Here is a 12,535-nt window from a genome sequence, read left to right as displayed (position 1 = left end):
ATCGCAAACTGCGGCGCCCATGGTTAACGACCGCTAAAGGAAGCAGCGTTTCCGGGGCCTTAAGGCCGCGACAGCCTGACGCGGACTCCCCAAAATGGGGAGTGTGGGCGATCAGTTGAGCAGGGCTTGGCCGATGATGCTCTGGGGCAGCGCCGCCAGGGCGCCGACGGCGATGGCCACGCCGTAGGGAATGTCGCCGTTCTTGTCGCCGAGACGACGCACCCAGGCGGGGCCGCCGGCGATCATCGGCGCCAGCCAGCCCGAACGCAGGCTCATCAGGCCCATGGTCAGGGCGCCGCCGGCCAGGGCCGTGGTCAACAGGAACGGGGCGATGCCGGGCACGCCCATCCATAGGGCGCAGGCGGCCAGCAGCTTGGCGTCGCCGCCGCCCACCCAGCGCAGGGCGAACATGATCATGCCGACCACCAGCAGGCCCAGGCCCACCAGCAGCGACCAGCCGGCCGCGCTCCAGCCGACGCCGCCAACGAGCGCGGCGACCGGAAAGGCGGCGATCAGCGCCAGCGAGATCCAGTTGGGAATGGTGTAGCTGGTCGCGTCCTTCAGGCCGGCGACGACGGTCAGGCCGGCGAAGACGATCAGGGGCAGAAGCTGCAGCGTTTGCATGGCGGATCTCGAACCTGGACTTTCACAAGTCTAGCCAGACGCCGATGAAGCAATCGTTTCCAGCGGAGCGTGGCTGGAAGACCGGCGGGAACAAAAGAAAAGGGCCGCGACGTCGAAACGTCGCGGCCCCTTCTGTCTTGGTCGGTTCCGACCTCTCGTCGCTATTTGCCAGCGGCGTTGAGGTGGTCCCTTACCCGCTCGAACGCGCCCTGAATGGACGGCCCGAGCAGAGGGACGGCGGCCACGACCATGATGCTCACGAAGCAAGCGATCAGGCCGTACTCCACGACGGTGGCGCCTCGTTCGTCCTTAAGGAAGCGATCGAAAAGCGTGCCCATCGGCCGTCTCCTCTCCTGACGTCGCGTCTTACTTCGCGTTGTCGAGGGCGGTGCTGGTGCGGGTGAAGGCGCCGGTCAGGGCGGGCTTCAGGGTGGCGAACGCGGCCACGATGACGACGGCGATCAGGGCGATGATGAGGCCGTATTCGATGGCCGTGGCGCCCGACTCGTCCTTCAGGAAGCGCGTGACAAACTTCGACATGACTTGATCTCCTGCTGAGAAAACTTGGCTGGGCCTGCAAGCCGTGGCGACTTGTTCACCCCCGAAAACACGATCAATTTCGCCCATCTCGATTAATCCGCAGTAAACGTCGAAGTTTTTTGCCGATTTTTCTTTTGGTTTATTTAATTTTACCATTATCAACTCTTAACTATGTCGAGTTTTCGACGACGAAATCCGTTGATCCATAAGGGATTTCCAACAGTCGAGTTTGTCGCAGCAAGAGCTTTCTTAGGTTTTTATTGACCATTCTTCGGCAGTGTCGCGGTCATAGATTTCGCTCCGACAGGACCGCCATGCGCCGCCTTTCGCTCGCCATCACCGCCTTCTTCAGCCTCTGCGGCGCCGCCGTGGCGGCCCAGGCGGCCGTTCCGACCGCCCCCGCGCCCGCGGGCGCTGCCCGCACCATGACGGTGGCCGCGGGCCAGGCGGCCACAGTTCCCCTCGGCGGCCCCGCCCGCGAGATCGTCGTCGGCGACCCGCAGATCGCCGACGTCAGCGTCGTCAACGACCGCACCCTGGTGATCCTGGGCAAGCGCGTGGGCGTCACCACCCTGTTCGCCTTCGACGCCCAGGGCCGCACCCTGACCGGCGGCCAGGTGCTGGTCACCGACGTCGCCGCCGACGCCGTGACGGTCCAGCGCGGCGTCAACGCCTCGGCCTACGCGTGCGACGGCCGCTGCACCGCCCTGACCCCGACCGAAGCGGTCGCCCCCGCCCCCATCGCCGGCCAGCCCTGATCTTCCAGCAGGAAGACGGGCGCGCCCCGCGCGCGTGCTCGCGAGGCCGGTTAGGGCGCGGTTAGGGAGCGGCCTTTATGGTCGCCCGCATCGCAGTCACGGACCTTCGTATGGGGACGCCGTCCATCTTGCTCAACGCCCGCATGAGGCTGGCCGCCCGCCGCCGGCTGGGCCGTTTCGCGCGCGCCGAGGGCGGCGCGACCGCCGTCGAATTCGCCCTTCTGCTGGCGCCGTTCCTGCTGCTGTTCTTCGGCATCATCGAGCTGGCCCTGGTCTATTTCGCCTCGATGACGCTGGAGAACGCCGTCGTCGACGCCGGCCGCGAGATCCGCACCGGCCAGGTCCAGACCAACGGCGGCGACGCCGCCAGCTTCAAGACCTCGGTCTGCTCGCGCATGACCTGGATGGAAAGCGGCTGCGCCGCGGCGCTGCGCGTCGACGTGCGCACCGTGGCCACCTTCAGCGCCAGCAGCGGCCTGGCGACGCCCAAGGCCACCTGCTGGGATCCGGGCGGCGCGGAGTCGCTGGTCCTGGTGCGCGCCTATTACGACTGGCCGCTGATCACCCCGCTGCTGCAGGCGGTGATGCAGACGGCCAACGGCAAGCGCACCCTGACCTTCACCACCGCCTTCGCCAACGAGCCCTACAACAGCGACACCGCCGCCAGCGTGACGTGCCCCGCATGAGCCAGCGCCGCCTTCCGTCCCGCCGCTTCCTGCGCGACGCCGCCGGCGCCGTGGCCGTCGAATTCGCCCTGCTGGCGCCGCTGCTGCTGATCTTCTATTTCGGCCTGGCCGAGCTGACCCAGGCCATGATGGCCCAGCGCCGCCTGTTCCACACCACCTCGCTGATCGGCGACATGGCCGCCCAGAACGGCCAGATCGACCAGGCGCGCGTCGATGCGATCTACGGCATCGCCGAGGCGGTGATGAAGCCGTTTCCGGCCTCGCCGCTGCGCCTGTGCCTCTACAGCGTCGTCTCCGACGCCAACGGCAAGGACACCGTGGCCTGGGTCGCGCCCAAGAACAGCCCGGTCAACTGCCCGGCCGCCAACACCGTCAGGACCGACGTGCCCGAAAGCGTGCTGCCGGCCAGCAGCAGCGTGATCATCAGCACCACCAGCTACGACTACACGCCGGCCACGAGCCTCAGCAAAGCCTCGTTCACCTTCAGGCGCACCTACTATCTGCGCCCGCGCCGCACCGAGACGGTGGAGTGGCCGAAGTAGGGATCTAGCCGGCGGCGGCCGCCAGGGCGGCCACGCGCGGATCCTCGCCCAGGGCGCGGCCGTCCAGGGAAACCAGGGGCCGCACGCCGGTCAGGCTGTTGGTCAGGAACGCCGCCCTTGCGGTCGCCAGCGCCTCGATCCCGGCGCGCGCCTCGCGCACCGCAATCCCCAGGCCGGCGGCGGCCGCCATGACCCGCCCACGCGCCAACCCCGCCAGCACGCCGCAGTCCAGGGCCGGCGTCGCCAGCCCCTCGCCGTCCAGCCAGAACAGGTTGCCAGCCGAAGCGCAGGCCAGGTGGCCACGGTTGTTCAGCATCAGGGCCTCGTCGGCGCCGGCGGCGCGAGCCTCGGCGCGGGCCAGCACGTTGTCGAGGTAGGCCAGGGTCTTCAGACGCGAGGCCGGCGAGCCTTCGTTGCGGCGAACCGTCGCGACCACCGCACGGGCCGGCGCGCCGGCCGGCGGCGCCGGGGCGCAGGCGGCGAACAGCTCCGGGACCGGCGCCTCCGGACGATCCAGGCCCCGCCCGCCGGAGCCGGCGGTCAGGGTCAGGCGCACGGCGGCGCGACCGGTGGCCAGGCCGGCCGCTCCCGGCGCAGCCGTGATCAGCGCCCGGGCCCCGTCGCGGTCCAGCGGCGGCAGGCCCAAAGCCTCGCAGCCGGCCGCCATGCGGTCGAGATGGGCCTCGACGTGGCGGACCTGCCCGTCCACCGCCAGCAGGGTCTCGAACAGGCCGTCGCCCAGCAGCAGGCCCCGATCTGCGAGCGGAATGGCCGTCATGCCCCCTCCCCGGTCAGCGCCCGGCGCAGGGCGTCGATCTTGGCCTCGGTCTCCAGCCGCTCGGCCAGCGGATCGCTGTCGGCGACGATGCCGGCCCCGGCCCTGGCCTCCAGCGTCCAGCCTCCGGCGTCCTGCGCCAGGGCCACGGTGCGGATCAGCACGCTGGACTCGAACGCCCCGTCGAAGCCGGCCCAGAACAGCGAGCCGCAATAGGGACCACGCGGCCCCTCCAGGCCGGCGATCACCTTCATCGCCTGCACCTTGGGCGCGCCGGTGATCGAGCCCGGCGGAAAGGTCGCCCGCAGCAGGTCTGCGACCCCGAGGCCCGGCTTCAGCCGCCCTTCCACCGTGGAGACCAGGTGATGGACGTTGGCGAAGGTCTCCACCTTGAAGAGCTCGGGCGTGCGCACGCCGCCCGGCGGGCTGACCCGGGCCAGGTCGTTGCGCATCAGGTCGACGATCATCAGGTTCTCGGCCCGGTCCTTGGCGCTTGCCGACAGCTCGAAGGCCAGGGCGCGGTCCTCGCCGGGGCTAGCGCCGCGCGGCCGGGTGCCCTTGATCGGCCGGGTCTCGATCTCGCCGCCGCGCACCTTCAGGAAGCGCTCGGGCGAGTTGGAAACCATCGCCCGCCCCTCCAGCCGCAGATAGGCGGCGAACGGCGCGGGGCTGGCGCCGCGCAGGCGCGCGAAGAGGTCGAAGGGATCGGCCGCGCCAGCCAGCCGCCCCCGCCAGGCGCGGGCGATGTTGGCCTGGAAGATCTCGCCGGAGACAATCCGCTCGACCACCTGCGCGACCGCCGCCTCGTAGGCGGCCGGCGGCTCGGCTTCCAGCGTCTCGCACAGCCGGCCCTCGAAGGGATCGCGGGCCGGGGCGTCCAGCCAGGCCAGGGCCTCACGGGCGCGGCTCTTCGCCTGCGCTCGACCCTCGCCGCGCCCCACGGCCACGACGGCGCGCTGCAGGTGATCGAAGGCCAGCAGAGCCGGATAGCGGGCGCAGACCAGGTCGGGCCAGTCGCCGCGCGCCAGGTCCAGCGCCTCGATGCGGTCGCCCAGCTCGTAGGCGGCCAGGCCGACGACGCCGCCCTGGAACGGCGGGCCTTCCGGATCGGACGGCAGGGCGGGACCGATCATGCCGGCCAGGGCCAGGAACGGATCGCGGCGGTCGGCCGCGTCGAGGGCCAGGGTCTGGTCGGGCGCGCGCAGAAGGTACGACCACCGCTCGCCCGGACCGCCCGACAGCAGGGCGCAGGCGAAGGGCTCGTCCCGGAAGGGGGCCGCGGCCCAAAGTGGGTCGCGCCAGGGAGCGGCGATGAGGGCGACGTCGCGCATCGGCGGGTGATAGCGCTCCGGGCGGCCGGCGGCTACCGCCTCAAGCCTCGCGCCCGCCGCCGCGCACGGCGAACAGGCCGACCGCGCCCAGCGCCATCAGGGCGACGATCGGCACGAAGCCGGCGACCTGACTGTGGAACAGCGTCGTGGCCGCCGCCACCAGGGCCGAGCCCAGCCACACCGTCGCCGTGCCCGACAGGGCGTAGAGCCCGAAGAACGCAGCCGTGCGGTCCGCCGGCGCCAGGCGCACCAGCAGGGTCCGGCTGGAAGCGTACTGCGCCGTGACGCAGACGGCGATGACCAGGCCCAGGCCCACATAGAGCAACTCGGGCGCGGTGCGGTAGAGCGGCCCGTCCCACACCGGCGGTCCGGCGCGGTCATAAGCGAAGACATAGAGGATGCGGTCGGGCCGCATGCCCAGCAGGCATATCAGCGCCGCCAGGCAGCCGGCGATCTCGATCTGCACGGCGCGCCTTGGCCCCACTACGCGGTCGAGCTTGGGCGCCAGGAAGCCGCCCAGCGCCCCGACCAGGCTCAGCGACACGCCATAGACCAGCATCTCCAGCGCGCCCCAGCCCATCACCCCAGCCGCGAACAGCCCGCCGAACACGAGGAGCGCGGTCATGCCGTCGCAATAGAGCATCCGCGCCGCCAGGAAGGTCGCCACGTCGCGGTGTCCCCTCAGGTTGGCGAAGGTGTCGCGCAGCAAAGCCAGACCCGCCTTCAGCGCCCCGCCAAGGCTCTGCCCCGTACGCGGCGCGTCGGGCGTCCACAGCAGGAACGGGATCGCGCCCAGGGCCATGATCAGGGCCGACAGCGGCCCGGCCAGCCGGCTCGGCTCATGATGGTTGGTCGAAAGGCCCAGCAGCGGCGCCTCGGGGATCCCCGGCCAGTCGACCTGGCCCGGCAGCACGAAGCCCCACAGCATGAGGATCAGCATCAGCACCGACAGGCCGTTGGAGAACACATAGCCCAGGCCCGACAGCAGCGAGGCCTGCCCCGGCTCGGCGGCGGCGCGCGGCAGCAGGGAGTTGGCGGCGACGTCGCCCCAGTTATAGGCCACGCCCAGCACGATCAGCGCCCCGGCCGTCGCGCCCAGCGGCAGGCCGCCGGCCGGCGTCGCCCACCACAGGACGATCAGCATCGGCAGCATGAGGGTCAGCAGGGTCGCGGCCAGCGGCTTGCGCGGGCCGTACTTCTCGACCGCTGCACCGAGGATCGGGGCGGTCAGGGCGACGATCAGGCCGTAGGTGGTGGCGATCTGGGCCATGATGGCCTGGCCCCGCACCGGATCGCCGACCAGCACGCCCGAGAAGTAGGGGGCGAAGATGTAGATGGTGACCAGCACCACATAGACGTCGCGCGAGCCCTGGTGCAGCACCCACGACCACCCGCCCCGGGTGATCGGCTTTCGCGCCGGTTTCGACTCGGCGCCCAGGCGCGCGGGCGCGCCGTCCAAGACTTCGCTCATAATCTCCGCCCTGCAGCGGGCCGTCTGACGCGGCCCTGAAGCGGAGCCTCGCCCGCGAACAGCGGTTTGTCACGCCTTCTTGGGGAAGCCTGGAAAGATCCGGCGCAGGAGCATCGCCCCTCGTCGACCCAGGGTGGGTGGAGGTTGCGGCAGATAATAGCGATCCGCCGCCCGTCCCATCTCGGGTCCGAGCATCGGCCGCAGGGCCTGCAGCGCTTCACGGTCCAGGCTTTCCAGGAAAGACAACGCGATGACGGCGACCGTCTCGGCGTCGACGTGGCTGACGCCCTCCTCCGCCCAGGCCTGCTCCATCAGCGCCAGCATGGCGGCCAGCCGAACCCGGTCCTCGTCGGATCCCCGGTGCAGGGCGACGGCCTGCGCAACGACGTCGTAGGAGAAGAAGATGTAGCCCAGCAGTTCGTCGTAGTCGGCGTAGTGCTCGGCCAGCCTCGGCGCCAGTTCCGGCGCGGCCGCTATCAGCCCGTCAATAAGGGTCTCCATGTGCATGGCGGCACGAAAACCCAGATCGCTTGGGGCGCCAAGGCTCAGGCCAGAATATGCGCCTTGATCGCCTCGCGGGCCATCGCATCGACGCCCAGCACCGTCTCCAGATAGGCGTCGATCGAGCCGTGGGCGGCCTCGATGGCCTCGATCGAGGCCAGGATGTACTCGGCCTCCACAGCCAGGGCCGCGCGGATCGCCGCCTCGGGCGGAACCGAACCGGTGTAGCCGGCCAGGTAGCGGCCGATCCGCTCGCCGATACGGGCGTAGCGCTCGGGATCGTTGGTGGCCAGGTAGTCCTCGACCAGGTCGTCGCGCGACACGCCGGCCAGGTGGTGGGTCAGGGCGGCCAGCAGGCCCGTGCGATCCTTGCCGGCGGCGCAGTGGATCAGCACCGGACCCTTCGCCTCCGCCAGCGCCGCGAAGTATCGGGTGAAAAGGTCCACGTGGCGCGGCGTGAACGGCTTGCGGCGATAGGACTCGACCATGTAGCCGCGCAGGTCGGCCTCGGCGTAGTCCCAGCCGCGCAGGAAGGTCTGCCAGGGGTCGTCGCCCTCGCCGCCCAGGTCGTTTTCGATCACCTGGGCCGAGAAGCCCGTCCAACGCCGCGACGGCTCGCGCGCCCGCTCCGGAGCCCGGCGCAGGTCGACGACGGTGACCACGCCCAACGCGCCCATGGCCGCCAGGTCCTCGTCGGTGGCGTCGGCCTGGTGGGCGGCGCGGAACAGCAGCCCTTTCTTGAGGCGTCCCGCCCCGGCGGCATAGTCGCCGTAATCACGGAAGTTCTCGACGCCTTGCAGGGGAATATGACGGGTCATGGCGTCGATGTAGTCGCACCGTGTGACGAAATCGAGAGTCTGGACGGATCGTGCGTCTGCGCAGATTGTGCCGCCATGCTTCCGGTCCAGCGATTCCAGAGCTTTGACGGCGTCTCCATCGCCTACCGCACCCTGGGCGAGGGCTGGCCGACCCTGCTGCTGCATGGCTTCCTGGCCAGCGCCGAAAGCAACTGGTTCCTGCCTGGCGTCGCCCAGGCCCTTGTCGGCGCCGGCCGCAAGGTGATCGCCCCCGACCTGCGCGGCCACGGCCGCTCCGACGCCCCGACCGACCCGGCCGCCTGGCCCGCCGACGTGCTGGCCATGGACCAGCAGGCGCTGGTTACGCACCTGCACCTGACGGACTACGACCTCGTCGGCTATTCGCTGGGCGCGCGCACGGCGGTGCGGATGATGGTGCGCGGCGCGCGGCCCGAACGGCTGGTGCTGGCCGGCATGGGCGCCTCGGGCCTGATGGGCGCGGGCGAGCGGGCGGCGATGTTCGAGGACGCCATCCGCAACGGCGACCTGGCCAGGGATCCCCGCGCCGGGCGCCGGGTGCGGGCGATGATGGCCGCCGGCGACCTCAAGCCCGAGGCCATGCTGGGCGTGCTGAACGCCTTCGTGCCCACCGACGCCGAAGCCATCGCCCGCATCGACACGCCCACCCTGGTCATCGCCGGCCAGCGCGACGACGACAACGGCTCGGCCGAGGCCCTGGCCGGCATGCTGCCCAACGGCCGCGCCATGCGCGTGCCCGGCGACCACATGAGCGCGGTGATGGAGCCGACCCTGGCCGCCGGCATCGTCGGCTTCCTGGATCGCGTCTCCCGCTGAGCGAAGGCGCTTGGCGTAACACCGTTACGGGCGCTGAATGGCGCTCATGGCCGATCTGCGGTTTCTCCTCTGTGTCGCGCTGCCGGTCCTGATGCTGGCCGCCACCACCGCGAGCGCGCTCTGAGCTGTTTCGAGAACGTCGGTTGACGACTACGATGACAAGTGTCAACGTCGCCATCGTTGACAAACGTCATCGAGGAAACGTCCATGAAGATCAGTTCGGCCGAGAGCGTCATCATGGAGGCGCTGTGGCGGAAGAACCCGCTGACCTCCGAAGTGATCATCGCCGAGGTCGGCGAGCCCAACGGCTGGACCGAGGGCACGGTCAAGCAGCTGCTCAGCCGCCTGGTGAAGAAGAAGGCTGTCGGCGCCACGCCCGAGGGCCGCCGCTACCAGTACGCCCCGCTGGTCGCCCGGGGCGACTACGTGGCCGCCGAGAGCCAGGGCCTGCTCGACCGGCTGTTCGAGGGCCGCCTGGCCCCGCTGGTCACCCAGTTCTCCGACGCCGGTAAGCTGAGCGACCAGGACATCGCCGAGCTGAAAGCCCTGGTCGAGAGGATCTCCAAATGAGCGGTCCGATCCTCGAGGCGCTGATCCGCGCCAACCTCGCCCTGGCGCTCGCCATCGTCGCGGTGATGCTGCTGCGCCGGCCCGTGCGCCGCCGGTTCGGCCCGCTGGCCGCCTACGTCCTGTGGCTGGCCGCGCCGCTGTGCGCCCTGGTCAGCCTGGTTCCGGTCCACGCCCCGACCACGGTGATGGCCCCGGCCGTCGAGTTCGCCGCCACGGCGGCCAGGACGGTCGCGCCGGCCGCCGCCAAGGCCCCGGCCCTGGCAACCATCGTCTTCATACTGTGGGAGATCGGGGTCGCCCTGGCCTTCGCCCTGTTCGCCATCCGCCAGGCCCGCTTCGTGCGCGCCGTCGGCCGGCTGACGCCGCTGGACGACAACCGCGCCGTGCTGCGCGGCGAGCATGTCGACGCCGGTCCCCTGGTGCTGGGCTGGCTGCGTCCGCGCATCGTCGTGCCGGCCGACTTCGCCGACCGCTTCGAGGGCGAGGCCCGCGCCTTGGTGCTGGCCCACGAGGACGTCCACCTGCGGCGCGGCGACGCCACGATCAACGGCCTGGTCGTGGCCCTGCAATGCCTGTGCTGGTTCAACCCGCTGGTCCATCTGGCCGCCAAGGCCCTGCGCGTCGACCAGGAGATCGCCTGCGACGCGGCGGTGATCGAGCGTCATCCGCACGCCCGCCGCCTCTATGCCGAAACGCTGCTCAGCACCGTGCTGACGGTCAACACCGCCCCGCTAGGCTGCCATTGGCCCGCGGCGGGGCCTCCCCCCCTGAAGGAGAGACTGACCATGCTGAACGCCGCCTCCCTCACTCCGCTGCGCCGCAAGGCGGGCCTGGCCCTCGTCGTACTGGTCGCCTCGGCCGCCGCCGGCGCGGTCTGGGCCGCCAATCCGGCCCCGGCCCTCGAACCGGCCGTGATCACCCGCCCGGACTGGGCGCAGAAGCCCACCGCCGACGATCTGGCCCGCTTCTATCCGGCCGACGCGGCCGCGGCCAAGGCCGGCGGCCGGGCGACCATCAGCTGCACCGTCGCCGTCGCCGGCAATCTCGAGAACTGCCGGGTCCTGAGGCAGAGCGAAGAGCCCTACGCCTTCGGCGAGGCGGCGATCCAGCTCAGCCAGATCTTCCGCATGCAGCCACAGACCCTGGACGGCAAGCCCACCGCCGGCGGCAAGGTGACGATCCCCATCCTCTTTTCAGTTCCGAAGTAAGGCTGGGCCGAAGTCAGGCCGGCTCGACCGGGCGCAAAGAAAAAGGGGGCGGTGGATGACCACCGCCCCTTCGTCGTTATCAGACGGACGCCGCTCTTACCGGAAAGGCGGCTCGTCGAAGGCCCGCAGCTTGCGCGAGTGCAGGTTGGGGCCTTCCTCGTGCAGCAGCTTGCAGGTCAGGATGCCGATCTGCAGGTGCTGGCTGATCGCCCGCTCGTAGAAGGCGTTGGCCTGGCCGGGCAGCTTGATCTCGCCGTGCAGCGGCTTGTCCGACACGCACAGCAGCGTCCCGTACGGCACCCGGAAGCGGTAGCCCTGGGCGGCGATGGTGGCGCTTTCCATGTCGATGGCGACCGCGCGGCTCTGGTTGAAGCGCAGGGCCGAGAGGCTGTGGCGCAGTTCCCAGTTGCGGTCGTCGGTGGTGACCACGGTGCCGGTGCGCAGGCGCTTCTTCAGTTCCTGGCCGGTGTCGCCGCTGATCGCCTTGGCCGCGTCGTAGAGGGCGCGCTGCACCTCGGCGATCGACGGCACCGGGATCTCCGGCGGCAGCACCACGTCCAGCACGTGGTCGTCGCGCAGATAGGCGTGGGCCAGCACGTAGTCGCCGATGGTCTGTGTGTCGCGCAGGCCGCCGCAGTGGCCGATCATCAGCCAGGCCTGCGGACGCAGCACCGCCAGGTGGTCGCAGATGGTCTTGGCGTTGGACGGGCCGACGCCGATGTTGACCAGGCTGACGCCCTGACCATTGGGGGCGATCAGGTGGTAGGCCGGCATCTGGTGCTTGCGCCAGGCGCCGTCGGAAATGGCCTGCTCGGCGTTCGGCGTCTCGGCGGTCACCACCACGCCGCCCGAGCACGACAGCGCCGTATAGGGACTATCTGGCTTCTTCAGCTGCTCCACGCCCCAGCGGACGAACTCGTCCACGTAGCGATGGTAGTTCGTGAACAGGATGAACGGCTGCACGTGCTCGGCCGGAGCGCCGGTGTAGTGGCGCAGGCGGGCCAGCGAGAAATCGGTGCGCAGGCCGTCGAACAAGGCCAGCGGCCGGGTGTCTTCCAGCACCGGGCTCCAGACGCCGTCGGCGATCTCGTCGCCGATGAAGGCCAGGTCCGTGGTCGGGAAGAAGCGGGCGATATCCTCGCTGCGCACATCGGCCTGGTTCAGGTCGATGCTGGCGTCCAGCACGTAGGGATAGGGGATCTCCTGGTTGGAGCGGGCGACCTCGATCTCAACGTCGAAATCGTCCATCAGCAGGGTCAGCTGCTCGACCAGATAGTCCTTGAACTGGGCCGGCTTGGTGACGGTCGTCGAATAGACGCCGGGACGGCTGACCCGGGCGAAGGCGCGCGCCAGTTTCGGCGGCAGGGCTTCGGGATCGTAGGTGAGGCGCAGCTCGGGATAGGTGAACGAACCGTCGAACCGCATCTGCGGATCGGGGCGGGTTCCATTTTCGAGATAGGCCCTGAGGGCGGTGCGCAGCGCCTCGACGGCGCGTTCGTATTCGGAGTTGAGCCGTTCGACGACGGCGATCGCTTTTTCTTGGTTAGACATGGCGTCCTATATCAGCCTTCCCACAGCCTGACCAGACCGGGGCATAGACCCCCCAGGCTGCGCCTTTGTGACGCCGCAGGCATGGACGAAGGCCTCCCGCTCCGCCAAAAGGGGCGCCACATGCCCCCTTCCGGGGCGTCCATGAAACGAATGCGCCTGCTGGGAGGGCGCTGAGCAGGACCCGGCCGCCCCGCGGCCGAGGGGGAACGGAAGACGCTCGATGAACAAACGCTTCGCCTATCTGATCATCGGCGCGATGGTGCTGGGGATCCTCGTCGGCTGGGGATGCAACCAGTTCCTGGACGCCGAAGGGGCCAAGTCGGCCG

14 protein-coding genes and 2 pseudogenes are annotated in these 12,535 nt (G+C 70.1%); 7 read left to right on the top strand and 9 right to left on the bottom strand.

Annotation, left to right across the window (positions count from 1 at the left end; genetic code table 11):
- Window positions 1-111: 111 nt before the first annotated feature.
- The 3 genes from DDF67_RS19470 to DDF67_RS19460 all read right to left on the bottom strand — a co-directional run bounded on the left by DDF67_RS19470 (window position 112) and on the right by DDF67_RS19460 (window position 1,164).
- Entirely contained in the window at window positions 112-624 is a 513-nt protein-coding gene (locus DDF67_RS19470; RefSeq protein ID WP_109102494.1) for an A24 family peptidase, read from the bottom strand.
- 161 nt (window positions 625-785) lie between these two features.
- Window positions 786-962 carry a Flp family type IVb pilin gene (locus tag DDF67_RS19465; RefSeq protein ID WP_109102493.1) on the bottom strand — a complete coding sequence of 59 codons (177 nt, stop codon included), beginning with the start codon at window positions 960-962 and terminating at the stop codon, window positions 786-788.
- 28 nt (window positions 963-990) lie between these two features.
- Window positions 991-1,164 (bottom strand): Flp family type IVb pilin, encoded by a 174-nt coding sequence (locus tag DDF67_RS19460; protein ID WP_109102492.1) that lies wholly within the window; start codon window positions 1,162-1,164, stop codon window positions 991-993.
- Between the two features lie 314 nt (window positions 1,165-1,478).
- On the opposite strand from DDF67_RS19460, the gene DDF67_RS19455 reads away from it, so the two are divergent.
- The 3 genes from DDF67_RS19455 to DDF67_RS19445 all read left to right on the top strand — a co-directional run bounded on the left by DDF67_RS19455 (window position 1,479) and on the right by DDF67_RS19445 (window position 3,150).
- Window positions 1,479-1,922, top strand: a complete 444-nt coding sequence (locus DDF67_RS19455; RefSeq protein ID WP_109102491.1) for a pilus assembly protein N-terminal domain-containing protein — start codon at window positions 1,479-1,481, stop codon at window positions 1,920-1,922.
- Between the two features lie 110 nt (window positions 1,923-2,032).
- Entirely contained in the window at window positions 2,033-2,608 is a 576-nt protein-coding gene (locus DDF67_RS19450; protein ID WP_109102547.1) for a TadE/TadG family type IV pilus assembly protein, read from the top strand.
- Window positions 2,605-3,150 (top strand): TadE/TadG family type IV pilus assembly protein, encoded by a 546-nt coding sequence (locus tag DDF67_RS19445; protein ID WP_109102490.1) that lies wholly within the window; start codon window positions 2,605-2,607, stop codon window positions 3,148-3,150. Before DDF67_RS19450 ends, DDF67_RS19445 begins: the two co-directional genes overlap by 4 nt.
- A gap of 4 nt (window positions 3,151-3,154) precedes the next feature.
- On the opposite strand, the gene DDF67_RS19440 is transcribed toward DDF67_RS19445, so the two are convergent.
- From DDF67_RS19440 to DDF67_RS19420, 5 genes and pseudogenes are all read right to left on the bottom strand, one after another.
- Window positions 3,155-3,928, bottom strand: coding sequence for an aminotransferase class IV (locus tag DDF67_RS19440; protein ID WP_109102489.1), 774 nt, complete (start codon window positions 3,926-3,928; stop codon window positions 3,155-3,157).
- Window positions 3,925-5,300 (bottom strand): annotated as a pseudogene (gene pabB / locus DDF67_RS19435) (aminodeoxychorismate synthase, component I). Before pabB ends, DDF67_RS19440 begins: the two are co-directional and overlap by 4 nt.
- A 2-nt stretch (window positions 5,301-5,302) precedes the next feature.
- Window positions 5,303-6,727, bottom strand: a pseudogene (locus DDF67_RS19430) (MFS transporter); the annotation flags it as partial.
- Between the two features lie 69 nt (window positions 6,728-6,796).
- Complete coding sequence (locus DDF67_RS19425; RefSeq protein ID WP_146198059.1) at window positions 6,797-7,228, bottom strand: DUF7674 family protein; 432 nt, start codon at window positions 7,226-7,228, stop codon at window positions 6,797-6,799.
- A 44-nt stretch (window positions 7,229-7,272) separates the two neighbouring features.
- Complete coding sequence (locus DDF67_RS19420; RefSeq protein ID WP_109102485.1) at window positions 7,273-8,046, bottom strand: tyrosine-protein phosphatase; 774 nt, start codon at window positions 8,044-8,046, stop codon at window positions 7,273-7,275.
- Window positions 8,047-8,121: 75 nt separating this feature from the next.
- Here DDF67_RS19420 and DDF67_RS19415 point away from each other — a divergent pair, with 75 nt between their 5' ends.
- The 3 genes from DDF67_RS19415 (at window position 8,122) to DDF67_RS19405 (ending at window position 10,658) form a co-directional block, all read left to right on the top strand.
- Entirely contained in the window at window positions 8,122-8,880 is a 759-nt protein-coding gene (locus DDF67_RS19415) for an alpha/beta fold hydrolase (protein ID WP_109102484.1), read from the top strand.
- A gap of 207 nt (window positions 8,881-9,087) precedes the next feature.
- Window positions 9,088-9,450 (top strand): BlaI/MecI/CopY family transcriptional regulator, encoded by a 363-nt coding sequence (locus DDF67_RS19410; RefSeq protein ID WP_109102483.1) that lies wholly within the window; start codon window positions 9,088-9,090, stop codon window positions 9,448-9,450.
- Window positions 9,447-10,658 (top strand): TonB family protein, encoded by a 1,212-nt coding sequence (locus DDF67_RS19405; protein WP_109102482.1) that lies wholly within the window; start codon window positions 9,447-9,449, stop codon window positions 10,656-10,658. The genes DDF67_RS19410 and DDF67_RS19405 overlap by 4 nt, the downstream gene beginning before the upstream one ends.
- Window positions 10,659-10,754: 96 nt before the next feature.
- On the opposite strand, the gene DDF67_RS19400 is transcribed toward DDF67_RS19405, so the two are convergent.
- On the bottom strand, window positions 10,755-12,209 hold the full coding sequence (locus DDF67_RS19400; protein WP_109102481.1) for an AMP nucleosidase: 1,455 nt from the start codon (window positions 12,207-12,209) through the stop codon (window positions 10,755-10,757).
- A gap of 220 nt (window positions 12,210-12,429) precedes the next feature.
- Here DDF67_RS19400 and DDF67_RS26130 point away from each other — a divergent pair.
- A partial coding sequence (locus DDF67_RS26130; RefSeq protein ID WP_233247488.1) for a hypothetical protein occupies window positions 12,430-12,535 on the top strand: 106 nt, incomplete at its 3' end.

It is taken from the genome of Caulobacter endophyticus (assembly GCF_003116815.1).
GTDB lineage: Bacteria > Pseudomonadota > Alphaproteobacteria > Caulobacterales > Caulobacteraceae > Caulobacter > Caulobacter endophyticus.
Note: the sequence above shows the minus strand (reverse complement) of the source record. Positions and strands in the feature narration are given on the sequence as shown.

Bases quoted from the DNA above. Each gene is read 5' to 3' on its own strand.
- DDF67_RS19470 (WP_109102494.1), bottom strand. From the start codon at position 624: ATGCAAACGCTGCAGCTTCTGCCCCTGATCGTCTTCGCCGGCCTGACC.
- DDF67_RS19465 (WP_109102493.1), bottom strand. From the start codon at position 962: ATGGGCACGCTTTTCGATCGCTTCCTTAAGGACGAACGAGGCGCCACC.
- DDF67_RS19460 (WP_109102492.1), bottom strand. From the start codon at position 1,164: ATGTCGAAGTTTGTCACGCGCTTCCTGAAGGACGAGTCGGGCGCCACG.
- DDF67_RS19455 (WP_109102491.1), top strand. From the start codon at position 1,479: ATGCGCCGCCTTTCGCTCGCCATCACCGCCTTCTTCAGCCTCTGCGGC.
- DDF67_RS19450 (WP_109102547.1), top strand. From the start codon at position 2,033: ATGGGGACGCCGTCCATCTTGCTCAACGCCCGCATGAGGCTGGCCGCC.
- DDF67_RS19445 (WP_109102490.1), top strand. From the start codon at position 2,605: ATGAGCCAGCGCCGCCTTCCGTCCCGCCGCTTCCTGCGCGACGCCGCC.
- DDF67_RS19440 (WP_109102489.1), bottom strand. From the start codon at position 3,928: ATGACGGCCATTCCGCTCGCAGATCGGGGCCTGCTGCTGGGCGACGGC.
- DDF67_RS19425 (WP_146198059.1), bottom strand. From the start codon at position 7,228: ATGGAGACCCTTATTGACGGGCTGATAGCGGCCGCGCCGGAACTGGCG.
- DDF67_RS19420 (WP_109102485.1), bottom strand. From the start codon at position 8,046: ATGACCCGTCATATTCCCCTGCAAGGCGTCGAGAACTTCCGTGATTAC.
- DDF67_RS19415 (WP_109102484.1), top strand. From the start codon at position 8,122: ATGCTTCCGGTCCAGCGATTCCAGAGCTTTGACGGCGTCTCCATCGCC.
- DDF67_RS19410 (WP_109102483.1), top strand. From the start codon at position 9,088: ATGAAGATCAGTTCGGCCGAGAGCGTCATCATGGAGGCGCTGTGGCGG.
- DDF67_RS19405 (WP_109102482.1), top strand. From the start codon at position 9,447: ATGAGCGGTCCGATCCTCGAGGCGCTGATCCGCGCCAACCTCGCCCTG.
- DDF67_RS19400 (WP_109102481.1), bottom strand. From the start codon at position 12,209: ATGTCTAACCAAGAAAAAGCGATCGCCGTCGTCGAACGGCTCAACTCC.